The sequence below is a fragment of the Planktothrix sp. PLAVEN19ND genome, assembly GCF_057220675.1.
On sequence record NZ_CM170132.1, the window covers coordinates 2,881,578 to 2,906,935 of the forward strand.

The following is a 25,358-nucleotide window of genomic DNA, read 5'->3' on the forward strand; positions in this document are numbered from 1 at the left end:
CCTGCTGCTCCCCCTGCCCCCCCTGCTCCCCTATTTCTTACCCTCAACGGGGGGACAGTCGGGGTGAATGCCGCCTTGAGAGCAAATATATTTAATTTGGTTAGAATCCAAATTAATTGCATTGCTAAAATCTACCTTTTTCATGCGGCTAGATTGAACAGTTTCTTCAGATTTAGCAATAAATTGATCAGGTTTGTTTTGTTCAGAAGCAACAAAGATTGCCCCTTTAAAATTGGTTTCGTCTAATTTTGCTCCTTGAAAATTAACTAAACTTAAATTAGCACTTTTGAAATTAGCATCTTGCAATCGGGCATTTTTAAAATTTGAACCCGTAAGTTTAGCGGAGGTAAAGTCTGCTGCTGCTAAGTTTGCGTCGGAGAAATTAACCGCAGATACATCAGCATTTTTAAAGCTAGTTTGTCTTAAATCTCCTGCTTGAAAATTTGCACCTGGGGCTTTAGCTTCACTAAAACGAGCCATTCTTAAATTAGCTTGAGACAAATTAGCACTGGCTAATTCCGCCCCGGTGAATTTAGCATCGGTGAGATTAGCTTGTTGTAAATTGGAACCCAATAATTGGGCGTTGCTGAAATTTGCTCCGGTTAAATCGGCCTTCGACAAATTGGCTTTACTCAGATTTGCCTTTAAAAAATTAGTATATTTTAATAGGGTATTACTGAAGAAAGCTCCGGTCAAATCGGCTTCGGTTAAATCCGCCCCACTTAAATCAGAAATCCAATCATCGAAGGTTTCTAATCGTCCATCTTTCCCTGGACTGGCGAAGCGACTATTTTTTAAATTAGCTTGATTTAGGTTAGTGTTTCTAAAGCTAATCCCCGATAAATCCGTTTGTTCTAAAACCAAGGTAAATTGTATCGGTGGAGTTAAATTTTGCCCTAAATCAATCCGACTTAAATCGGCATTATGGATAAATCCCTCATAGACTTTCAGAATTTTTGCGATCGCTCTTTGAGTTGCTTGTAGTCTTTGCCCTGCTAACTGTTTTTCTTGGTTTTCTGCCCCAAATTTCATCGAATCTAAATCATTTTTGAGGGCTTGATTTAATCGTCTTAAATGGGGTAAGGCTTCGGGCCCCGTACTAACTAACGCCTGTTGAGTTACATCAATTAACACCGGGTTTTCTTCCTGAGCTAATACGTCCACTAATAGGGGAATTGCCCGGGGATCTTTAATTGCCCCTAACGCTAAAATAGCCCCACGTTTTTGGGCTACATCCGTGGCAGCATTGGGGGATAATTTATTTACTAGAGCCAGAAAAACCTGATTATCCTGTTGTTGAAATTCCCGACGGTTAGCTTGATTTTGAATATAAATTTGCGTGCCAACAAAAGTTCCTAATACCGCCGCCAAACTAGCACTACTAACAATAACTAAAGTTAAACCGGGATGTTGACGCATCCATGCCCATAAATTAAACTCCGGTTTTAGTGTTTCCGTACTAATAACTAGGCTATGAACCGCATTATCTTCATTCACCCAATGATAATTTGTAAAGGGGTTAAACACCAAGATCCTAGGAACTTCATGTACCGAAGTTCCTGCTAATAAATCATGTCCAGTCCGACCTTGAAATCGTTTCGCAATCAGAGCATCTCCCAGTAAAGTTGCACTGGATAAAACCCCTAAAATCAATAGATTAGGATAGGCCCCCGTCACTTGCCAAAGGCCATAAGCAATGCCCAGGGGGATACCCCAACGGCCAATAAATTCCCGACGAAAGGCCCGTCCCCATCCCGGGTTGGAACCATTAGGACTCACCACCTGGACTCCAAACCAGAGTTTCGGCAAGGTTTGGCCCCGCTTGGCTAACAAATAAAATTGCCATCCTCCCACCACCAGAGGTAGAAGTAACGCCCCCGACCAGAATAGATTAGTTAATGGGGCGACTTTAGGACTGCGATCGCGTACAGGAATCCCCAAAGTGGCGGCAACGGTTTCCGATGTCACCCGCACCACCGGATTTAGAGGTACGGGTTGGGAACTGCGGTTGGAGACAGCACCCAGGGTAAAAGGAATTAACCCACTCACCGCCACTAGGGATAATTCCGCCACAAACGCCCCCCATCGACGCACCCAAAAGGGCAATGGCTTCGAGGAGACATCATGCCAGGATGAAGGAGATTGAGATTGATTTGTTTCTCTATCTACAGTAGGGCTTGCCATAGTTCAAAATTTCCGGGTAAGTCGTTAAGATGCAAAAAACGGAAAGCAATTAAAATGCTTTGTTCGAGTTTATAGCCTAACGCAAAAGGTTTCGCAACTAAATAGAGGTCTTTGCCCCTGTCCCCTCTAATTTAATTTGCTAAACATCTAAAACAGTGGTAATCCCCAGTTCTATTGTGAAACAGGTTCCTTGTCCTAGCATCGAGGAACAATAGAAGATTTTACCTTGATGTTTTTCTTCAATAATTTGAATATGACTCATTAAATTATTCAGATAGATTTCACCATGAACTAAAAAGTGATTGTAGACAAAACGGGCGCACCCAAACTCTGCAATATGGTCATCAAGTCTAATGCTATTTCGGATATCAAGAGCATTTGGTGCTAGTCACTAACTGTTTGATTTAATGTAGATTTTTAATGTACAATTAAAATGCTGTGCGAAAAGCGTCAGAATCCAAAATCAACCCTTTGCTCATTACTGTTAGCCCCCCCAGCACACTGTAGGAGAAAAGCAATTATACTCCTACCGTTAATTACGTCTTACCAAACAGATTTATGTCTCTACCTATTGTTGCTATTATTGGCCGTCCTAATGTGGGAAAATCAACTCTAGCCAATCGTTTGGCGGGTAATCCTGAAGCGATTGTGCATGATCAGCCCGGTATTACCCGCGATCGCACCTATCGTCCGGCTTTTTGGCAGGATCGAGAATTTCAGGTCGTAGATACCGGCGGTTTAGTCTTTGATGATGATACGGAATTTTTGCCCCTGATTCGAGAACAAGCAATGATCGCTTTAACCGAAGCTACCGCCGCGATTTTTGTGGTGGATGGTCAGGTGGGGTTAACGGGCGGGGATGAAGCGATCGCCATTTGGTTACGAGAACAATCAATACCGATTTTATTAGCAGTCAATAAATGTGAATCTCCCACCACCGGAATGATTCAAGCTGCCGATTTTTGGGAACTGGGACTAGGAGAACCCTATCCGGTTTCCGGGATTCATGGATCGGGAACCGGGGAATTATTAGATGATTTAATTAAGCATTTACCCTCGATTGATGAAATCGAAACGGAAAAAGAAATTAAAGTAGCGATCATTGGTCGTCCTAATGTCGGAAAATCGAGTTTATTGAATGCCTTTTTAGGAGAAAATCGCGCCATTGTCAGTCCCATTTCCGGCACAACCCGGGATGCCATTGATACAGTAATTGAACGGGATGGAAAAACCTATCGGTTAATTGATACCGCCGGAATTCGACGCAAGAAAAATGTGGAATATGGGGCGGAATTTTTTGGGATTAATCGAGCTTTTAAAGCTATTAATCGGGCGGATGTGGTGTTACTCGTGATTGATGCAATTGATCAAGTCACCGATCAAGATCAAAAATTAGCCGATCGGATTATTGAAGAAGGTCGATCCTGTGTAATTGTGGTGAATAAATGGGATGCGATCGAGAAGGATACTTATACTATTTTAGACTATGAAAAAGAAGTCCGAGCCAAACTCTATTTTATGGATTGGGCGGAATTAATTTTTATCAGTGCTAAAACCGGTCAACGGGTGGAAAAAATTCTCAATTTAGTTGATACCGCCGCCGAAGGTCATGAACGACGGGTCTCAACGGCCGTGATTAATGAAGTGATCGAAGAAGCGATCAGTTGGCATTCTCCCCCCGTCACTCGCCAAGGGAAACAGGGGAAAATCTATTATGGAACCCAAGTCAGTAGTAAACCTCCAACGTTGGTTTTATTTGTTAATGATCCCAAACGATTTAATGACAATTACCGCCGTTATATTGATGGTCAATTCCGCAAACAATTGGGCTTTAAAGGCACACCGATTAAGTTAATTTGGCGAGGCAAATCCGCCCGAGAAATCGAACGAAATCCCGCTAACCGAGCCACCCGCGTTAAGTAATAGGAGCAGAGGGGGCAGGGGAGGCAAGGGGGGCAGGGGAGGCAAGGGGGGCAGGGGAGGCAGGGGAGGCAAGGGGGGGCAGGGGAGGCAAGGGGGGCAGGGGAGGCAGGGGGAGCAGGGGCTTGAAAAAGAGCTTCTGTTGACCAGCCTAAGTCTTAACTAACTATGTTATTTGGATGAACTTTTAAGTTATGAGGTAGATGGATAGAGAACCCCTTAAAGATCATCGGGATTTGGAGATATATAAGAAGGCGTTTGAAGTTGCTATGCAAATTTTTGAACTGTCTAAGAAATTTCCAGTCGAAGAACGATATTCACTCACCGATCAGATTCGTCGTTCATCACGTTCTGTTTGTGCAAATTTTGCCGAAGCCTGGCGAAAACGTCGGTATGAAGCCGCTTTTATTGCTAAACTTAACGATTGCGAATCTGAAGCATCGGAAACCCAAACTTGGATTGAATTTGCCGTGAGATGCCATTACATGAACGCAGAAACCGGCCGAGAACTTTATGGAACCTACAACCAAGTTTTAGCGGGTCTTGTCACCATGATCAACAATCCCACACCCTGGCTAATAAAACACTAAATCTCCCCTACTCCCCTACTCCCCTACTCCCCTACTCCCCTACTCCCCCTGCCTCCCCTGCTCCCCCTGCCTCCCCTGCTCCCCCTGCCCCCCCTGCCCCCCCTGCCCCCCCTGCCTCCCCTGCTCCCCCTGCTCCCCCTGCCCCCCCACTCCCCCTGCTCTCCTATATGGACTTACTCCGATCGCTTCCCATTGGATTATATTTAGAACAACCAATTACCGGGTTACATCGTCTCGACGCCCGGGTTAAGTTAATTTGGTTAATGAGCTTTTTAGTGGCTCCTTTATTAGCTAATCCGTGGTGGCGATTAGTTTTGGTTGGGTTGTTAATTTTAATCACCCTATTGGCGCGCATTCCTTTGCGGGTTTGGAAGCGACAAATGGGGTGGTTACTGATGTTTTGTGGGTTACTATTTCTATTAAGTTGTATTATGCCCGATGGTTTGGCAGTTAACCATCAACCTCGACTTCCTGAACAGGAATTAACCTTTTTTTCTGCATCTGGATCAACAGAACCCTTACCGCAACCCACCTCCTATCGATATGTATTATTTTCCCAAGGGCCCCTAGAAATTACCCGCTATTCCGTTGATTTAGCGATTAGGACGAGTACCCTATTGTTTACCCTGGTTTATAGTACAAATTTGTATTTATTAACCACCGCTTCTGAAGAAATTGCCATGGCTTTAGAAAGCCTCATGGAACCCCTACGAAAGTTAAAATTACCCGTTACAGAAATTGCCCTAACCCTGACCCTATCCCTGCGATTTTTTCCCTTAGTTTTAGAGGAAATTCAAAATTTAATCCGTTCTGTCAGAAACCCGTGCCATTAATTGGAAAAAATTAGGACTACGACGCACCATTCAGGTTTGGTTAACCTTGGCCGAACGGCTTTTACAAAATTTATTATTACGCGCCGAACAAATTGCCAGCGCCATGCAGGTTCGAGGGTTCACCAGTCCTGATCAACATCGGGTAGAATGGCATCAACTTCGCTTTAAACCTTGGGATGGAGTAGCTCTGATTTGTCTGATGGTATTCTGGGGTGTCCGGTGGGTTTGGGGAGGAGAAATTTGAGATTCTGAGTTGACCCGATCGCCTAAAATAGTTCTGTCTCCTAAATCAAGCCCTTATTTGTTAGTTGTGAAACTGAATGACCACAGAAACTTACATGAATCATCCCAACTTCGGGCTATTGTTCAAAATATGCGCCGTTGAGGATCATCAAGAACTATTTACAACCCTTTACGCCCAGCGCCTATTTTTTTTAGTGACTCAGGGGCCACCGGGACTCAAATTTGAACCGATTAGTCGTTCCGATGCCAAACTCTTGCTGGAAATTCGTCTGAGAATGCTCCGCCGCACTGGACAGGCCGAAGAATATAAAAAACTCCAAGAAGTCCATCGTAATACGTTTCAATAGTTTAGCTGAAACCGCCAACGGCCAACTTACTTAACATGACTGATTTGATTACTGAACAGATTGCTAAAATTCGAGACTCCATTCCCGAGTCGGTGCGATTAATTGCGGTCACAAAGACAGTTTCTGTTGAAGCCATGCGGGTCGCTTATCAAGCTGGAATTCGAGATTTTGCAGAAAATCGAGTCCAAGAAGCGGCGGAAAAATATCCTCAACTCCAAGATCTCAGTGATATTACTTGGCATTTAATCGGTAATTTGCAAACCAATAAAGCTGCAAAAGCATTACAACTGTTTGAATGGATTGAATCCGTAGATAGTCTAAAGTTAGCCCTACGTTTAGATCATCTAGCAGGTGAATTAGGATGTCAACCCCAAGTTTGTCTTCAAGTTAAAATTATCCCCGATCCTAATAAGTTTGGCTGGACTATCCCCGAACTATTGGCAGAATTGCCCCAGTTAAATGACTGTCAGCATCTCAAAATTCAAGGTTTAATGACCATTCCCCCCTTGGGGTTAACCGAGTCCGAAACCCTAGATATTTTTGACCGCACCCGGGAATTAGCAGAAACCATTCGACAACAGAATTGGACTAATATTAGGATGCAGGAATTATCCATGGGGATGTCGGAAGATTATCCTTTAGCCATTCAAAAAGGTGCTACCATGATTCGACTAGGACGGATAATTTTTGGCCAAAGGAGGAGTTAAATACAACAATTAACAGTAAAATAGGCGAGTCTTAAACAAATTCAATATAAACCAGACCCTCAACCCATCTAAACTGGAAGTTGAGTTGAAATTCTAAAGTCGTGAGTGATGGAGACTAGACCGTGAACATTTTTAATAGACTAAAAGATTTTGTAGGGTTCAATGACTCTGTAGAATACGATTACGAATACGACGAAACGGAGGGGAATCGTTACCCGGGTAACTATCCTCCCCCGCAAGAACAGCCCACCCCGACCGTAGCGGCAGAAGACCCCCGGGCGTCTCGTCGGTCACAACGGTCTACTGGATCGATTAATACTGGTGTAATGTCTGAAGTTGGAATTGGATCAACAATGAGTAATGTTATCGGAATGCCTGGCGCTCTGAATGGAATTTCTGAAGTCGTGGTGATGGAACCCCGCACCTTTGAGGAAATGCCGACAGCGATTCGCGCCCTCAAAGAACGCAAGTCTGTTGTACTTAATTTAACCTTAATGGATCCTGATCAGGCCCAAAGAGCCGTTGATTTTGTGGCGGGTGGAACCTTCGCCCTCGACGGCCATCAAGAACGAATTGGGGAAAGCATTTTCCTGTTTACGCCCAGTTGTGTTCAGGTCAGAACTCAAGGCGGCGGCGTTGTCCACGAAGGCATCCCCCAAGCTCGTAACTCCCGCACCAGTAGCCCGGCAGCCCCCCCATGGCAGCCCGCCCAGGCTATTCAGTAAATTAGTAGAAGGGAGTGGGGGAGTGGGGGAGCAGGGGAGGCAGGGGAGGCAGGGGAGGCAGGGGAGGCAGGGGAGGCAGGGGGAGCAGGGGAGGCAGGGGAGGCAGGGGAGGCAGGGGAGGCAGGGGGAGCAGGGGAGGCAGGGGAGGCAGGGGAGGCAGGGGGAGCAGGGGAGGCAGGGGAGGCAGGGGAGGGAAGAAATTAACAATTCTTAGAACCTGGAACCTTAGAACCTGTAACCTCAGAACCTAGAACCTTAGAACCCTAGAACCTAACCCCCAAAACCTAACCCCCAAAACCTTCTTCTTCGGTGATCCCTTCTCAACTGTAAAGGGTTAACAGCTAACGGCTTTATTTTACGAGTTTATTTTATGTTTAAATTGGGTGTAATTGGTGGCGGGGTGATGGCAGAAGCTATTATATCCCGCTTAATTTCTGCCAATATTTATCAACCTGCTGAAATTATTATTAGTGACCCGCAATTAGAGCGTTGTAATTATTTATCTCAACATTATGGCGTGGCGATCGCAGATAATAATAAACAAACAACCCAGGCGACGGCAGCCCTTTTATTAGCCATTAAACCCCAAATTTTTGGCGCGATCGCAACGGAATTAGCCGAGGGTGAAACCCTATCAAAAAATACCGTTATTTTGTCTATTTTAGCGGGAGTTACCCTAAATAAATTAGAAACGGCTTTTCCCCACCATCCCGTAATTAGAATTATGCCCAATACTCCGGCGACGGTTGGGGCGGGGATCAGTGCGATCGCCTCTGGAAAATTGGTGCAACCCTCCCATTTAGATCTCACCAAAGGCATTTTTCAGGCCGTTGGGGACGTGGTAGAGGTGGCGGAGACCCTAATGGATGCCGTCACCGGATTATCGGGTTCTGGCCCGGCTTATGTGGCGATTTTAATTGAAGCCTTAGCCGATGGCGGCGTCGCCTCTGGACTCCCTCGACCGATTGCGGCAAAATTAGCATTATCAACGGTATTAGGAACAGCCCAACTTCTATCGGAATCAAAGTTACATCCGGCAGAATTAAAAGACCGTGTTACCAGTCCGGGGGGAACAACAATTGCAGGGGTTTCCCAACTGGAAAAAGCCGGATTTCGTTCGGCATTAATTGAAGCCGTAAAAGCCGCAACCCAACGTTCAAAAGAGCTAGGAAGTTAGAATGTAGTAAGCCCTTTAGGGCTGAATGAGGCGTGAACGCCTCACTACTTAGTTAATATTAATTTTATTTTAGGCGATTGCTATTACAAAAATCAAGGCGATCGCAAATAAAATAATAAATGTCCAAACAGAATCGGGTTGATTCAGACGTTTTTCGCGATCGCAATTATCAGAAATATGGTTCTTAATCTTTCCAGAATTAACGGCTATCATTCTCCGACAATAACTCAAAGAATGATAGCCGAAAATATCAATTATCTTTGGCTTTTTTGCACCTAATTTCTGGCAAATGAAACAGCGCCGGGGCTTTTTTAGGGGGGATCTAAATCAGGGGTTAAAATTGATTAATTATGTCGCTTCCATTTTGTATTTTTCCCCTTTCTTGGGATCAGTCCAGTCACAACCAAAGCCCTTGGTCGCCGGAACAAATTGGTTCCAGGGAATCGGATCAACGGGGCCTTCCGTTGCCCAAACAATATTAAATAATCCATCATCCCGTACCTGTCCCATCCGCACGGTTTTAGAAATATGATGGTTGGGGAACATCGTCACTTTGCCCTCAGGAGCATCGAAACTTTGACCGATAGCTGCCAATCTAACCTTCTCTAAATCATCAGCAGTTCCGGCTTTTTCTACGGCCTGTTTCCACAAATAGACCATCAAATAAGCGGCTTCCATCGGGTCATTAGTTACCCGGTCTGGCCCATATTCAGCTTTAAACGCTTCTACCCATTTCTTATTAGTGGGAGTGTCAACGGTTTGGAAATAGTTCCAAGCGGCATAGTGACCCAAAAGGAAGTCTTTACCAATTTGTCGGACTTCTTCTTCCCCAATACTGACCGACATCACCGGATATTTTTCCGGGGTCATTCCCGCCCCTTGTAACTGTTTGAAGAAGGCTACATTACTATCTCCATTCAAACTATTAAAAATCACACCGCCATTGGGTAATGCCTGTTTAATTTTAGTAATAATTGGGGTAACTTCCGTATTCCCTAGAGGTAAATAATCTTCCCCTACGGTTGTGCCACCAATAGCTTTTAATTGTTCCTTAATAATATTGTTAGCCGTGCGGGGAAAAACATAGTCGGAGCCTACTAGGAAAAACTCCTTACCTTTATTATCAAATAACCATTGTACGGCGGGTTCAATTTGTTGATTCGGGGCGGCTCCGGTATAAAAAATGTTTTTAGAACATTCTTGACCTTCGTATTGAACCGGATACCATAACATATGATTTCTCGATTCAAATACATCTTTTACCGCTTTCCGACTGGCAGATGTCCAGCAACCAAAAACAGTAACAACTTTATCTTGGTCGATTAATTTTTGAGCTTTTTCGGCAAAAGTCGGCCAGTCAGAAGCACCATCTTCAACTACGGCTTCAATTTGTTTACCAAGCACCCCACCATTGGCGTTAATTTCTTTAATTGCCAACTTTTCGGCTTCCACAACGGTAGTTTCACTAATTGCCATCGTTCCACTTAAGGAGTGAAGAATTCCCACCTTAATGGTATCGCCGCCACCGCTGGGGGTTGAGGTTGGGGTTGCGGTTGAGGTTGGGGTTGAACTCGTGGTATTATTGTTAGCAGAGTTGGCACACCCTTTCAGGAACAGGGTACTCCCAAAGGCTGCCGAACCATAAACTAAGAATTTGCGTCTACCGAAATTTTTTTTCACGATGACTATTTAGGAATTTAACTTAATAAAGTTGCTCGAAGAATAGGTGATTTTCTTGACCCTATCTGCCATCTTAGAATCAGTTTAATTCATGGATTACGCAGTAGATAAAAACACTTAAAAATTAATAATTGACTGCGACTCAGTGAAGATAGGGTGGGGCAATTTCCTATTCAGGCTTCGTATACTAGAGGAATTCCATGGGTCGAATTGTAATCTACAATACAAAATATTGATTATTGGCATAAAGACATACCCCTAACCCAGAAGAAATTAAACAGTGAAATGGAACTGGGAAACCCTTAGCTTAGGTTTGTAACCTCACCAATATGTAAAAATAATAAACAAATAAGAAAACGTATCCGGCACGAAGTATGGCTGTGGAGTCTCGATATAATCCTGCATCCCTTGAACAAAAGTGGCAACAAACCTGGGCACAACAGGGGTTGTACAAAACCCCGACCGATAAAAACCGGCCCAAATTTTACGCGCTATCCATGTTCCCCTATCCGTCGGGGAGTTTACACATGGGTCACGTTCGCAATTATACCATTACTGACGTGATCGCCCGACACAAACGGATGCAAGGCTATCGTGTCTTACATCCCATGGGGTGGGACGCCTTTGGACTACCCGCCGAAAATGCCGCCATTGACCGAGGAATTCCTCCGGCGGAATGGACGTATCAAAATATTGCCCAAATGCGGGAACAACTGCAAAAGTTGGGGTTCTCCATTGATTGGGAAAAGGAGGTCACCACCTGTTCCCCGGAATATTACCGTTGGACACAATGGCTATTCTTACAATTCTATAAGTGTGGACTCGCCTATCAAAAAGAAGCGGCGGTTAATTGGGATCCAATTGATCAAACGGTGCTGGCTAATGAACAAGTCGATAATGAGGGAAGATCTTGGCGGTCTGGGGCTATTGTTGAGCAGAAATTATTGCGGCAATGGTTCTTAAAAATTACCGACTATGCTAACGAATTACTCAACGATTTAGAGCATTTAAACGGCTGGCCGGAACGGGTTAAATTAATGCAAGCTAACTGGATTGGACAATCCATTGGGGCACAGTTAGAATTTCCGATCATTGGGTTAGATGAAAATATCCCCGTTTTTACCACCCGTCCCGATACGGTTTATGGGGTTTCCTATGTGGTATTAGCCCCGGAACATCCCTTAGTTGCTCAGGTAACAACTCCCGAACAAAAAGCCGCCGTAGAAGCATTTATTCAGGAAGTTAAAAACGAAAGCCAAACCGATCGCACCTCGGAAGATAAACCAAAACGCGGCGTTCCTACCGGGGGAAAAGTCCTTAATCCTTTTAATGAGGAAGAAATTCCGATTTGGATTGCGGATTATGTTTTATATGGATATGGAACGGGCGCGGTCATGGGAGTTCCAGCCCATGATGTTCGGGATTTTCAATTTGCCACTCAATATGATTTACCCATCAAACAGGTGATTGTTCCTGATGATGCGGATAATGATAATGAGGAAAATGATCAAATCACAACCGCCTATACGGGAACAGGAATTTTAGTCGAATCCTGTAATTTTAGTGGGGAACATTCCGAACACGCTAAACAAGCGATTATTGACTATGCTGAAGATGAAGGATATGGCAAAGGAATTATTCAATATCGGTTAAGAGATTGGTTGATTTCCCGTCAACGCTATTGGGGAACTCCGATCCCGATTATTCATTGTCCGAATTGTGGGGCGGTGGCAGTTCCTGATCAAGATTTACCCGTAAAATTGCCGGAAAATGTTAAATTTAGTGGTCGAGGTTTGTCTCCTTTAGCCCAATTAGAAGATTGGATTAATGTGCCTTGTCCAAGTTGTGGAACTCCGGCTAAACGGGAAACCGATACCATGGATACTTTTATTGATTCTTCTTGGTATTATTTGCGTTATCCCGATGCCAAAAATGATCAACAAGTATTCAATCCAGCCATTACTAATGATTGGATGTCAGTAGATCAATATGTGGGTGGTATTGAACACGCCATTTTGCATTTGTTGTATTCTCGATTCTTTACTAAAGTGGTGCGCGATCGCGGATTATTACATTGTAAAGAGCCCTTTGAAAAGTTATTAACTCAAGGAATGGTGCAGGGAATTACCTATAAAAACCGCACCACTGGAAAGTATTTTTCCGCCTCCCAAGTTAGTCCGAGTAATCCCCAAGATCCGACCACGGGAGAAAAGTTAGAAGTCTTTTATGAGAAGATGTCTAAATCTAAATATAATGGGGTTGATCCATTAGAAGTAATGGGCAAATATGGGGCTGATACCGCCCGAATGTTTATTCTATTTAAAGCCCCTCCTGAGAAGGATTTAGAATGGGATGATGCCGATGTTGAGGGACAATTTCGCTTCTTAAATCGGGTTTGGAGAATTGTTACCGAATTTGCTGAAATTACCACTTCTAAACCTAAGAATCGAGAATTAACTAAAGTCGAAAAAGACTTAAAACGGGCGATTCATACGGCTATTAAAGAAGTCAGCGAGGATTTAAACGGAGACTATCAATTTAATACGGCCGTATCTGAATTAATGAAACTCAGTAATGCTTTATCAGAGGCGAATTGTAAGGAGTCTATCGTTTATTCTGAAGGCATTGAAACCCTGTTGAAATTATTAGCTCCCTTTGCCCCCCATATCGCGGAGGAATTATGGCAATTGATTGGAAAAACGGGTTCAATTCATACTCAAATATGGCCTGAGCATGAGCCAGAAGCCTTAGTGGTGGATGAAATTACCTTAGTGATTCAAATTAATGGAAAAACCCGTGGGACGCTGCAAGTTCCAGCGACCGCCGATCACCAAACTTTAGAAGAATATGCCCGAAATTCTGAAGTGAGTCAACGTCATATTGGGGACAAAACTATTAAAAAAGTGATTGTTGTCCCGGGAAAATTAGTCAATTTTGTAGTCGTTTAACCCAGCACGGTTAAAATACTTTAAGATTCCTCCAAACTTTTCCGGTTTGGGGGTTTTTTATGCAGAATAAATAAATTAGGGATTAGGTTGGGGATATCAGATGATTGTAAATTTTTTGTCCAGACTCCAGACTTTTGAATTCTAAATTTGATATCATGGACAATGGGGAAGTGTAAAGGAATTTTTGCCCAGACTGAGAAGATCAAGCTCAAAGCATAATCCTAGATTTCAGTAGGGTTCGCCTGTTTTTAATCAAATTTAATATTTCTATAAAAATCAACTGAGTTTAATTTACCAAAAGGGAGTTCCATGTTTAATAATAGTAAAAGATTTTATGAACAAGGTTTAACAAAAGCACGCCTAGGCAATTATCAGGGTGCTTTGAAGGATTTTGATCAAGTGATTCAATTAAACCCTAATTATGCCAATGCTTATAATAATAGGGGTCTAGTTTATTATTATTTGAAAGACTATCAAAAAGCGGTGAGTGATTTAACAAAAGCCTTACAAATCGAACCTAAGTTACCCGATGCTTATGTGAATCGAGGCAATGCTTGGAGACATTTGGGCAAATATGAAAAAGCCATTCAAGATTTTAAAATCGCCCTAAGTTTTAATCCCAAAAGTGATGCGGTTTATAATAATTTGGGATTAGCGATCGCCCAATCAGGACAGTATCAAGATGCAATTGATAATTACAATCAAGCTCTATCCCTCAATCCTGAGAATCATAAAACCTATTATAATCGCGGTCGAGCTTTTTATTTATTAGGGATCAAAGAAAAGGCTTTAGATGATTTTAATAAAACCACTGAATTAGAATTGAATTATATTAAAGCCTATATTAATCGGGGATTATGTCATTATCAATTAGGCAATCATGATCGCGCCATTCGAGATTATAACCGAGCATTACAAATTGATCCTTATAATGTCTATGCCTATTATAATCGAGGCTGTGTTCATCACAACTTAAAACAATATCAAGCCGCAATTGATGATTTTGATCAAGTTCTAAATATTGATCCCAACTTTATTAAAGCCTATTTAAACCGGGGGCTATCTCGTTATAAGCTAGGAGATGAATCGGGAGCCAATAAAGACTTTTATCATGTGATGTGCGTTAATTCAGATACCTATATTCATTATCAAGCACAACGGGGGATTTCCGATCCGAGTCCCTATGCTAAAAACTCTCCTAAAGTTGATATGCAACACGGCGGAGAATATTTTTATACTACCTTTCTGAATGGATTGTGGGATGCAGAAGACCTAGAACAAAGGGAATCAACTATCTGTGAAGCTGAATTTATCAATGAATAAAAACTTGTCGGCTAATTCAGTCTCTGGGTTTAAGTGAATAACATATTTAAACTAATGAACAATAAAAATAAAGCAAAACCCGTCCGTAATTTTTCTCCTGAAATAATATGGGAAAGTGCTGTTCCCCAAAAAGCGCCTAAGATTGCAAACGGAGCGATTAATAATAAAGCTGGCCAGTAAATATATCCAATAAACCCAGGAAGAAAAGAATCGCCATGGGAAGATAGCAAAAAAGCCAAAGTTCCTAAAATAGAAATCGGTAAACTAAAGGAGGAAGATGTCCCCACCACTTCATACATGGGTAATCCGCAATAAATTAAAAAAGGAACACTAATTGCACCGCCTCCTACTCCGAGAAGACCCGACTTAAAACCGATTCCCAACCCTACAGCGTTGATTATAGCTAATCCAGGTAAGGAATCTGATTGTACTCGAGGTTTAAAATCTAGCAATAATTTAACAGAAATCAATAATAAAAATAATCCGAAAATTATTTTCAGTAAAGCACTAGATAAAGTATGATCTAATAAAGCACCGAATAAAACCCCTAATAGAATCCCAGGAATAATTTTCCAAAAAACTCCCCATTGCACATCCCCTTGAGAATGGTGCGCCACAATCGAAGAAGTCGCCGTAAAAGTCATTACACTCATGGAAGTGGCGATCGCACTGTGCATCACCAGATCGGTTGGAAACCCCATTAAATTAAAAATATAAAATAACCCCGGGACAACTAACATTCCCCCACCAATCCCGAGTAATCCGGCCGTTGTTCCCGCGGCTAGTCCCAATGTGGCTAATAACACCCAAGGCAGAATCCCCATGACCATCAAAAAATATCCAGTTTAAAGCAATAGGTCAATTGTATTGTGTCACAAATGTTTATAGCGCGTTTCCCCTAAGCCGATCTTCTGTGTCATTAATTCCGATTAGCCGATGAACACTAAGCTGTAAAATAGTGCAAAGTGCAAATTGACAACAGTAACGGCCCTCAAGCCAGTGTGAGAGGGAAAAGTAATATTTGACTGTTTCCGTCCATCGCACGTCAAAAAAACCAGCAAGTGATGTATTCGTCACATTTTGTTAGTTAAGAGCTTAGGCATTATAAGGGAGAACAAACGAATGTATCGTCCAAGTGGAAATGGTGTTGCAACCAAGACAGGGGCTAACGGCCGCGTCTTTATCTTTGAAGTGGAGGGACTCCGACAAGGGGAAAATACAGACAAACTCAACTTCCCGATTCGTCGCAGTGGTGTGGTTTATGTCACTGTCCCCTACGAACGCATGAATCAAGAAATGCGTCGGATTGCTCGGTCGGGTGGGAAAATTGTTAGTATTCGCCCCGCGGGTGAACCTCTACCCGAAACGTCCGTAGCGACTGTCAGTCAACATCAGAGCCAACCATCTGAAGAAAACAGCCAGCCCATAACTGAAGCCAAGGCCAAAACGGAAATTCCCGTTAATACCTACCGTCCGAACAATCCCTATATCGGGAAATGTATTGAGAACTATGAACTCGTGGGTGAAGGCGGTTCGGGTACTGTCCGTCACCTCACCTTTGACCTCTCTGGTGGCGACTTACGCTATGTTGAAGGTCAAAGTATTGGGATTATTCCCCCTGGAACAGATAAAAAAGGCAAATCCCATAAATTAAGGCTGTATTCCATTGCCTCTACTCGTCATGGGGATAAACTGGATGATAAAACCGTTTCCCTCTGTGTTCGTCAACTGGAATACAAACATCCTGAAACTGGAGAAACCGTCTATGGTGTTTGTTCCACCCATCTATGCAATTTAGAAGTCGGGGCGGATGTGGCTATCACCGGGCCGGTGGGTAAGGAAATGTTACTCCCTGATGATGAGGAAGCTACGGTGGTGATGATGGCAACGGGTACGGGTATTGCGCCGTTCCGAGCCTTCCTGTGGCGGATGTTTAAAGAACAACATGAAGACTACAAATTCAAGGGTTTAGCTTGGCTATTCTTTGGAATTCCTTACACTGCCAATATTCTGTATAAAGAAGAATTGGAACAGTTACAACGGGAATTTCCTGATAACTTCCGCTTGACCTATGCCATCAGTCGTGAGCAACAAAATCCCGAAGGTGGCAAAATGTATATTCAAGATCGGATTAAAGAAAACGCCGATGAACTATGGCAATTAGTTCAGAAAGATAATACCCATACCTATATTTGTGGTCTCAAAGGTATGGAAGGTGGAATTGACGAAGGTATGACCTCGGCTGCGGGTAAATTTGATGTTAACTGGAGTGACTACCAGAAAACACTCAAAAAAGCACATCGTTGGCACGTTGAAACCTACTAAATCAGTTATCAGTAAACAGTTACCAGTTATCAGTGTAAGAATTTAAGAGGATGATGCCGATTAACACAGATGAAAATCCGTGAAATCCGCGAAATCCTCTTAAATCCGTTATCCCCGTTTCCCATGATTTTATGCTCCCAAAAACTGGCATTGAAATGTACCAACAAAGGCTTTTTGCCCTGCATAAAAGTCAAATTTACACCCATTCAGACTATGAAATTGACCAGCCAAATTATCAAGATTGGCTGGATATATTAAAGCAAGAATCCGATTTAATTAAAGATAAAATTGCCAAAAAATCTGATTCATCTCGTCTGAATATTTTATTAGGAGATTCCCTAAGTATGTGGTTTCCTAATAGTTTATTACCATCGGGAACATTCTGGTTAAATCAAGGGATTTCAGGAGATACAACCAGTGGAATTTTAAAACGTCTGGATATTTTTGCCAAGAATAATCCTAATAATATTTATATTTTAGCTGGAATTAATGATTTAAAAAGACAAGTTCCCGTTGCAGAGATATTAGAAAACCATCAGAAAATACTCGATTATTTACAATACAATTATCCTGATACCCGTATTTTAGTTCAATCTATTTTTCCGACTCAATTACCAACAGAAACCCTAACTTTTTCGATTCCAAATTCTTTAATTAAACAACTAAATCAAAACTTAGCCCAACAAGTTAACGACAGGGGAAGCATCTATTTGGACTTTCATCAACGATTTACTAATACCCAGGGAAATCTCCGATCTGAATTAACAACCGACGGTTTACACCTGAGTCCAGAAGGTTACAAAGTTTGGCAATTTGCCCTGAAACAAACGGAATCTCGCCTATCTAAAAACCGAGATCATAACTATCAAAAATGGTTACAAAAATCATCAGAACTTCCCTTAGATGGACAATCCTATAGTTGGGTTTCCTATCAGGTTAAACCTGGAGATACCCTAGAAAAAATCACCCTAAAAGCATTAGGACGAGAGGATTTCGATTATTGCGATTTAATCGCTATCCGAAATAACCTGACATCAGATTTTCTCCTGATCGATGATCGGATCGAAATCCCGCAATTAATCCAAAAATAGCAGGGTTGCGGGTTTTTAGGGTGGATAGCCAAACTGAACTAGAGAGTTTGGCGAGAAACGAATTTTTCCAGGTCTGCCTGAGTTTGTTGTAGCATTTGCTCACGAGAATCACGAGCTATTGTCAGGTTGGGAACTAAATTACGAGCTTGTAACGTCATGTGCAGTTGTAAATCTGCCACATAAGCACTTACGCCTTGATGATCAGAAGCTGTTGAGTATCCCATCTCTAACTTCACAGGTTTTTCTCCCCTTACGCTTAACTGTGTTTTTTGGTCACTGGGTAGAAGGTATCACGTCCGTTGCCAAACTGTATGATCCCGCAACGAAGTTTAACGGTTTTGGGGATAATCTTTACAGTTTGTTACAGATCGAGGAAGATGGGAGGCAACTAAACGACTGACCGCTAATTATTGCAATATTGAGATTTGTTAACAAACAGGAGACTTATGGGTAAGCTTTGTGGTGTTAACAAAATTTATATTAGAGGGAAACATTCCAGTACAGGACTAACCAACCTGGGGACACTCCAGACAAAAGATAGGGGTTAATTGGCGTTATGTATCATGGGATACAGAAAAAACGACATTTAACCCAACTCAAACTTAAAATCAATTACTCACTTAAATTAGATTCCTGGATATGACACAAATTATTGGCACTGCGAGCGATGATTTTTTAACCGGGACACCCGAACCCGATGAAATCCTAGGATTTTTAGGAAATGATACCTTACAAGGATTAGACAAAAACGATACCCTGAATGGAGGTCAGGATCAGGATTTGCTGTCTGGGGGTAATGGCAATGATCTGATGTTTGGGGATCTGGGAAATGATACCCTCGAAGGAGAAGCAGGGAATGATATTGCCTATGGCAATAGTGGGGACGATCAACTCAATGGCGGTGAAGGTGACGACCTCCTTTATGGTGGACAGGGGAATGATACCCTATTTAACAGTAGTGGAAATGATCAGCTATTTGGAGATAGAGGAAACGACCTTCTCTATAGCGGAAGCGGGAAAAATGAACTCACCGGTGGAGGGGGTTCCGATGTATTTGTGATTGGTCGAGAACTCATTGATAGTGAAATTGATATCATTACCGATTTTAGAATTGGAGTCGATTTACTTGGATTAACCAAGGAATTAAAATTTGCTGATTTGCGGTTTGTTCAAGTGGGAAATGATACCGTAATTGAAGATAAGGTCAGCAATCAACAACTGATATTGTTAACCGAAACCCAAGCTACAACCCTGAATAATCAGGCCAACTTTACCCAGTCGATCGAAAGCCTTACGCCCATTATTGAGTTTACCAATAATGATTCCTTGGTAGTCAAAGAAGGCGAAACACCGGCCCTATTTGTCAACGTTCGGCGGGCGGGCTCCCCGTTTAATACGGTGAGTGCAAAACTAGAATTGCAACTAGACACCGCCACTGGTAGTGACGTTAACCTAGAACCCGTAGAAATCGTTTTTAAACCTTACGAAACTTTTAAAATCGTTCCTATTCCTTTAACCGTTATTGATGATCGAGAAACCGAACCGAATGAAAGCTTTAAGTTAATTTTAGCCAATCCCACCGGAGGAGCTACCCTAGGACAATCCCAGGAAATTGTTGTCACCCTACAAGACAATGATAGTAGTTCCCCAGGAACTGTCCCTCCCACCAACTCAACGCCACCGCTCGTTTTTCCCATCGGGCCCTTTCCCTCCGCGATTAGTCTGTCAGTTGCTCCCTCTACTATCCTCGAAAACAGCGAAGAAAACTTTGTTTATACCTTTACACGGGCGGGAGGTTCCTTAGACCTACCAATTAACGTTAACTTCACCGTGGGAGGAACGGCGAAACTAGGGGAAAACTATACCGTTATTGACAACCAAACCTTTACGAGTACCGGAGGTAGCATTTCCTTCCCGGCAAATGGTACCATCGCCACCCTAAAACTCGCTCCCATCAATAATGATAAATTTGAAGAAGACCCCCTAACTATCGATATCACCTTAAAAGAATCCGGCTTTTTATACACCGCTAATCCACAACAATCCACCGCCATAGCTAGTATCGGGAGCGAAGATCTTCCGCCCAGACCCCCGGTTTATAACTTTAGTCAGCCGGAATTTCCCATCTTTGAGGGTGATCCTGGCTTTCCTCAGCAAGCCACGATTACGGTTAATCGTACTTTTGATACCAGTCAGCAATCGAGTGTTAGAGTTTTGCTTACCCCGGCCCGACAGAATGGCGGAACACCTGGGGTTGATGTCGAACCCACGGAAATCGTCCTACAATTTGCCCCTGGTCAGACTGAGAATACCTTCCAAATCCCGATCATTGGTGATAACGAAATTGAACCTTCAGAAACAATTATCCTATCCTTTGCACCAGACGGTTTTCTCCCCACGGGACAAGCGGGAACCCTTAATCCCACAACCAACTTAATTATTAATGACGACGATGGCCCCACTACCTATGATTTCAAAGAACCCCTATTCAAAACCCTTGAAGGTAACTCCAGTAATATTACCCAACTGGTAGAAATTGATCGTTCTGGGGATATTAATGTTAACTCCTCTGTGGAAGTTAATATTACCGGAGTCAATGCTATCCCCAATGTAGATTTTGTTCCCGGGCCAATCACCGTCAACTTCACCCCGGGACAAATCGCTCAAACTGTCCCGATTACCATTATCGGCAACCTCACACCCAATCAAAACAGAACCCTGAATCTCTCCCTCAATCCCCCCCTAGGGGCTTTGGTGGGGAACCAGCATCCCACCGCAGAGTTACTGGTGGTTGACGATGATAATGTTCCGACCTACGACTTCACCACTAATACTTATCGAGTTCGGGAAGGGAATAGTGATATTACCTACAGTGAAATTACTATTGTTCGCTCAGGAAAGGTTGATATTGACTCCTCGGTGACGGTGAACTTAAACCCCGCTGCCAAAAATGGAGCGACCCCAGGAGATGATTTTACCCCGAGTACCATCCCGGTGCAATTTGCACCTGGGGAAATTAGTAAAACGGTACCGGTTACGATTAAAGGGGATGAAACATCTGAGTCTACCGAAACCGTAATTCTGTCCTTTTCTAACTTCGATAACGATGGACAAACGGGAACCACAGTCCCGCAAGCGGCTCTGATCATTGATGATGATGATTCCCCACCTAGCTATAACTTTACCCAGAACAACTACAGCGTAGATGAAGGAGACACCACTAGCCTGTTTAATGAAGTTCAGGTGGTTCGCTCAGGAGATATTAGTCAAACCTCTAGTGTGGATGTGGTATTTACCAGTGAGACGGCGATCGCTAATACCGACTTTACACCAGGGCCCCAAAGAATTCAATTTGCTGTTAACCAAGACAAACAAATTGTCCCCCTGGGAATTATTGGGAACACCCGGGTGCAACCTGACCGTGACTTTCAACTCTCCTTTGCTAATTTTGACAAAAACGGACTCGCGGGAGACATTATCCCTACCAGTACCGTGACCATCAAAGATGACGACAAAGCCACTCTCAGTTTAACCACCGTAGAAGCAACGGCCACCGAACCTGTCACCACAAAAGTCCCCAATGAACTACCCAAAAACGGGATTTATCGGATTAGTCGCGCCCCGGACACCTTTGGGGATTTAACGATCAACCTCACCCTAAAACCCGATAAAATTAGCGCGGCGGACTATACTTTGACCACCTCGACGGGTCAAACCGTAGCGGTCAGTAACACCTCCACCGCTACGCTCACCCTTCCCAACAATCAATCCAGTATTGATATCATCCTGACTCCGATTGATGATGTCCCAGCCGAAGCCGATGAATCCCTCACCCTAGTCTTAGCGGACGGCAATTATAAGATTGCTCCCAAAGAAAATACCGCAAAGGTGACAATTCTGGCCAATGATACCGCCGTGACTCAACTGGGAGATACCACCAGCCAAGCCCCGGCAGACTATGCCACCCTAGTAGAAGGTTCCTTACGTCAGGCGATTCTTAACGCTGAATCTTTACCAGGGGAAGATAAGATTACCTTTGTTGACAAAGCCGCTGCTGGGGTGATTAATCTGGCTGGGGCTTTACCCGGGGTCGGTAGCGATGTGATTTTTGATGGGCCAGGAGCCTCGGCGCTCACGATTCGTCGAGATACGGGCGGAGACTACAATATTTTCACCGTTAATGGCGGGAATGTCACCTTTGAAGGATTGAAACTGAGCAATGGTTTCCCCGCCGGGACGATACCCAATACAAGCAGTACGACCACAGGGAGTCGGGGCGGTGCGATTAATATTACTTCCTCTACCAGTAAGGTGAAGGTGATCGACAGTTGGCTCGATGCAAACCAGGCGAATAATGGGGGGGCGATCGCCAACTCTGGCCAACTCACGGTTCAAAATAGTACCATCAGCAATAACATAGGTAGCAACGGTGGTGGAATTATTGTGATTGATGGTCAAGTCCAAGTTATTAATAGCACGATTGCTAACAACAAAGGCAACATCGGTGGTGGCGTGTTTAACTCCGTTGCGGACTTGACGATTACCAATAGTACGATTGCCTTCAATAATGCGACCGGAAACAGTGGCGGGGTCAGAAATATTGGCGGTGTAGCCAACCTGAAAAACACAATTATCGCCAGTAACACCTCCCCCCTTGACCCCGACGTGGGAGCATCCATAGAATTTGCCTTTAAGAGTGGTGGCAATAATATAATTGGAGACGGAACTGGAGGACAGGGTTTAGTCAATGGAGTGAACAATGATCAAGTCGGTAGCAGTACCACCCCGATTGATCCTTTACTCAGTCCCTTACAAAATAACGGTGGTGGCACGCCTACCTTGGCTCTAGCTAGTACCAGTGTCGCCATTAACAAGGGAAGTAATAGCTTTATTGCCCCCTATACAGACCCGGGACAATTTGACCAACGGGGGACAGGCTTTAACCGAATTATTAATAACATCATTGATATCGGAGCCTTTGAATCTCAACTGTTCTAATTACGAATTACGAATTACGAATGAGTGGGGCGGGTTTAGAAAGGTTATCTGTGAGTATCAGAAATTTGTAAAGAACCCGCCCCTACAGTCTGATCTATTTCGTTGCCGCAGTCCGGGCAGCCGCAGCTTCATCGGGGTGAATATTCAGACGGGTAAGATTAATCCGACCCTTACTGTCAATTTCCCGAACTTTGACAATCACTTCATCCCCGACCGAGACTTCATCCTCCACCCGAGGAACCCGGTAATCTGCCAACTGGGAAATATGAATCATTCCCTCTTTACCGGGGAGTAATTCCACAAAGGCGCCAATCGGAATAATCCGAGTAATTCGGCCCACATAGACATCCCCAGCATTCAGTTTGCGGGTCATTCCCTGAATGATTTGATAGGCGCGGGCGGCATTTTCGCTATCGGTGGAAGCAATTGTGACCGTACCATCATCATCAATATCAATCTTGACTCCGGTTTCTTCCGTAATCCCCTTAATGGTTTTCCCACCAGGCCCAATTACCAAACCAATCAAATCGGGATCAATTTTCAAGGTTAATAACCGAGGGGCGTAGGGCGATAAATCCGAACGAGGTTTGCCAATTACCTCTAACATTTTTTCCAGGATATGCAGTCGGGCAGGTTTTGCCTGATAAATGGCATCCGCCACCGTCTTCATCGGCAACCCGGTGATTTTCATATCCATTTGTAGGGCAGTGACTCCGGTATCTGTCCCCGCCACCTTGAAATCCATATCTCCTAAAAAGTCCTCTATTCCTTGGATATCGGTGAGAATCCGAACTTCTTCCCCTTCTTTAATTAATCCCATCGCCGCCCCACTCACGGGTTTAGAAATGGGAACCCCGGCATCCATCAGTGCTAGTGTTGAGCCACAGACCGAACCCATGGACGTTGAACCATTAGAAGATAAGACCTCTGAAACCACCCGAATTACATAGGGAAACTGATCCTTAGAAGGTAATACCGGAACTAAGGCCCGTTCTGCTAAAGCTCCGTGACCAATTTCCCGACGTCCGGGCGATCGCATGGGTTTGGTTTCTCCAACCGAATAAGGCGGAAAATTGTAGTGGTGCATATAGCGTTTTTCTTCCTGGGGATGCAAGTCATCCAAATCCTGAGCATCTCCCGGCGTCCCCAAAGTGGCAATTGATAATACTTGAGTTAAACCGCGATTAAACAAACCACTGCCATGTACCCGTTTCGGCAAACAACTGACCTTACAGGATACCGGACGCACCTGATCCAAGCTGCGACCATCCACCCGCACACTATCTTGAACAATTTGCTGACGCATCAAGGTTTTGGTGATGTCCTTGAAAATCTGACTCACCAACTTAGAATCCTCAGCCACCGCCACCCGGATCGGATCATCTTCGGGCAGAGCTTCAATGGGAGCTACGACCTCACTTGCCTTGATTTTATCCAGGTTGGCATCCCGGGCGGTTTTATCCAGGTCATGTTGTTGGAGAACTTGTTTAACCGGGAGAGTCACACGGTCACGGACAAACTGGATTAACCCCTGATTTCCCTCTGGGGGTTCCCCAGGTTTGACCTCAATTCCCAAGTCTCGCATTAATTCCTCTTGGGCCTTGATTAAATCACAAACCGCCTCATAACCAAAGTCGATCGCTTCGATAATATCCTGTTCCGGTAGTTGGTTCGCACCTGCTTCCACCATCACCACGCCATCGGGGGAACCCGCCACGACTAAATCCAAATCCCCATTTTTCACTTCCCGGTAAGTCGGGTTAATAATAAAGTCATCTCCGACTAACCCAACTCGTACCGCAGCCATCGGCCCAAAAAAGGGAATTCTTGCCAAAATTACTGCTACAGAAGCACCCGTCACCGCTAACACATCCGGGGGTACTTGTTCATCCATCGACAGGGTTGTGGCCACCACCTGAATATCATCCCGCAACCAATGAGGAATCAGAGGACGTAAGGGACGGTCAATTAAACGACTGGTTAAGGTAACGCGATCGGGTGGACGACCTTCCCGACGTAAGAATCCCCCTGGAATTCTTCCCCCCGCGTACAGTCGCTCCTCGTAGTCCACCAACAAGGGTAGAAAGTCCAATCCGGGTCTACCTTCGGCGCGAGTCGCAGTCACTAGAACTGATGTATCTCCCGACTCGATTAACACGGCTCCACCTGCCTGTGGCGCAAGTAAACCTATTTTGAGTCGAATATCCCTTCCATCAAACGATATCGACTTAATGATCTCTTCCATGTATTTTATCTTCCTTCTTCTT

General features: G+C 43.9%; 18 protein-coding genes and 1 pseudogene. 12 read left to right on the forward strand and 7 right to left on the reverse strand.

From position 1 onward, the window contains the following. Positions 1-30 precede the first annotated feature (30 nt). Positions 31-2,184, reverse strand: a complete 2,154-nt coding sequence (locus AC2D3N_RS12685) for a pentapeptide repeat-containing protein (RefSeq protein WP_484691045.1) — start codon at positions 2,182-2,184, stop codon at positions 31-33. Between the two features lie 139 nt (positions 2,185-2,323). Then, the gene (locus AC2D3N_RS12690; RefSeq protein ID WP_144017726.1) at positions 2,324-2,446 is read right to left on the reverse strand and encodes a HAMP domain-containing histidine kinase; all 123 of its coding nucleotides are present in this window, start codon (positions 2,444-2,446) and stop codon (positions 2,324-2,326) included. A 296-nt stretch (positions 2,447-2,742) separates the two neighbouring features. On the opposite strand from AC2D3N_RS12690, the gene der reads away from it, so the two are divergent. The 7 genes and pseudogenes from der to proC all read left to right on the forward strand — a co-directional run bounded on the left by der (position 2,743) and on the right by proC (position 8,726). Next, complete coding sequence (gene der, locus AC2D3N_RS12695; RefSeq protein WP_079678504.1) at positions 2,743-4,107, forward strand: ribosome biogenesis GTPase Der; 1,365 nt, start codon at positions 2,743-2,745, stop codon at positions 4,105-4,107. A 200-nt stretch (positions 4,108-4,307) separates the two neighbouring features. Beyond that, complete coding sequence (locus AC2D3N_RS12700; RefSeq protein ID WP_484691046.1) at positions 4,308-4,694, forward strand: four helix bundle protein; 387 nt, start codon at positions 4,308-4,310, stop codon at positions 4,692-4,694. A 167-nt stretch (positions 4,695-4,861) separates the two neighbouring features. Beyond that, positions 4,862-5,771 (forward strand): annotated as a pseudogene (locus AC2D3N_RS12705) (energy-coupling factor transporter transmembrane component T family protein). A gap of 76 nt (positions 5,772-5,847) precedes the next feature. After that, complete coding sequence (gene pipX, locus AC2D3N_RS12710) at positions 5,848-6,117, forward strand: transcriptional coactivator PipX (protein WP_079678502.1); 270 nt, start codon at positions 5,848-5,850, stop codon at positions 6,115-6,117. Positions 6,118-6,152: 35 nt separating this feature from the next. Beyond that, positions 6,153-6,824, forward strand: a complete 672-nt coding sequence (locus AC2D3N_RS12715; protein WP_079678501.1) for a YggS family pyridoxal phosphate-dependent enzyme — start codon at positions 6,153-6,155, stop codon at positions 6,822-6,824. A 122-nt stretch (positions 6,825-6,946) separates the two neighbouring features. Then, positions 6,947-7,549, forward strand: a complete 603-nt coding sequence (locus tag AC2D3N_RS12720) for a cell division protein SepF (RefSeq protein ID WP_079678500.1) — start codon at positions 6,947-6,949, stop codon at positions 7,547-7,549. Positions 7,550-7,919: 370 nt separating this feature from the next. Further along, entirely contained in the window at positions 7,920-8,726 is an 807-nt protein-coding gene (gene proC, locus AC2D3N_RS12725) for a pyrroline-5-carboxylate reductase (RefSeq protein WP_484691047.1), read from the forward strand. A 69-nt stretch (positions 8,727-8,795) separates the two neighbouring features. Here proC and AC2D3N_RS12730 read toward each other — a convergent pair whose 3' ends face one another. Together AC2D3N_RS12730 and urtA are read right to left on the reverse strand one after the other, a co-directional pair. Then, complete coding sequence (locus AC2D3N_RS12730; RefSeq protein ID WP_484691048.1) at positions 8,796-8,939, reverse strand: hypothetical protein; 144 nt, start codon at positions 8,937-8,939, stop codon at positions 8,796-8,798. Positions 8,940-9,074: 135 nt separating this feature from the next. Next, positions 9,075-10,406 carry an urea ABC transporter substrate-binding protein gene (gene urtA / locus AC2D3N_RS12735; protein ID WP_484691049.1) on the reverse strand — a complete coding sequence of 444 codons (1,332 nt, stop codon included), beginning with the start codon at positions 10,404-10,406 and terminating at the stop codon, positions 9,075-9,077. A 380-nt stretch (positions 10,407-10,786) separates the two neighbouring features. Here urtA and leuS point away from each other — a divergent pair, with 380 nt between their 5' ends. Beyond that, entirely contained in the window at positions 10,787-13,354 is a 2,568-nt protein-coding gene (gene leuS, locus AC2D3N_RS12740; RefSeq protein WP_484693757.1) for a leucine--tRNA ligase, read from the forward strand. 309 nt (positions 13,355-13,663) lie between these two features. Beyond that, positions 13,664-14,677, forward strand: coding sequence for a tetratricopeptide repeat protein (locus tag AC2D3N_RS12745; protein WP_079681072.1), 1,014 nt, complete (start codon positions 13,664-13,666; stop codon positions 14,675-14,677). Positions 14,678-14,706: 29 nt separating this feature from the next. Here the strand turns inward: AC2D3N_RS12745 and AC2D3N_RS12750 are convergent, their stop codons facing one another. Next, a complete protein-coding gene (locus AC2D3N_RS12750; RefSeq protein WP_200816848.1) occupies positions 14,707-15,507 on the reverse strand; it encodes a sulfite exporter TauE/SafE family protein in 801 nt (266 codons plus the stop codon). Between the two features lie 292 nt (positions 15,508-15,799). Here AC2D3N_RS12750 and cpcD/petH point away from each other — a divergent pair, with 292 nt between their 5' ends. After that, the gene (gene cpcD/petH, locus AC2D3N_RS12755; protein WP_484691050.1) at positions 15,800-17,002 is read left to right on the forward strand and encodes a bifunctional rod-capping linker CpcD/ferredoxin--NADP reductase PetH; all 1,203 of its coding nucleotides are present in this window, start codon (positions 15,800-15,802) and stop codon (positions 17,000-17,002) included. 131 nt (positions 17,003-17,133) lie between these two features. Further along, positions 17,134-18,093, forward strand: coding sequence for a GDSL-type esterase/lipase family protein (locus tag AC2D3N_RS12760; protein ID WP_079681074.1), 960 nt, complete (start codon positions 17,134-17,136; stop codon positions 18,091-18,093). A 38-nt stretch (positions 18,094-18,131) separates the two neighbouring features. Here AC2D3N_RS12760 and AC2D3N_RS12765 read toward each other — a convergent pair whose 3' ends face one another. Then, complete coding sequence (locus AC2D3N_RS12765; RefSeq protein WP_079681075.1) at positions 18,132-18,317, reverse strand: hypothetical protein; 186 nt, start codon at positions 18,315-18,317, stop codon at positions 18,132-18,134. A 415-nt stretch (positions 18,318-18,732) separates the two neighbouring features. Here AC2D3N_RS12765 and AC2D3N_RS12770 point away from each other — a divergent pair, with 415 nt between their 5' ends. Next, positions 18,733-23,091: a Calx-beta domain-containing protein gene (locus AC2D3N_RS12770; RefSeq protein ID WP_484691051.1), complete on the forward strand. Its 4,359-nt coding sequence runs from the start codon at positions 18,733-18,735 to the stop codon at positions 23,089-23,091. A 94-nt stretch (positions 23,092-23,185) separates the two neighbouring features. On the opposite strand, the gene AC2D3N_RS12775 is transcribed toward AC2D3N_RS12770, so the two are convergent. Continuing rightward, the gene (locus tag AC2D3N_RS12775; protein WP_079681077.1) at positions 23,186-25,336 is read right to left on the reverse strand and encodes a polyribonucleotide nucleotidyltransferase; all 2,151 of its coding nucleotides are present in this window, start codon (positions 25,334-25,336) and stop codon (positions 23,186-23,188) included. Between the last annotated feature and the right edge of the window lie 22 nt (positions 25,337-25,358).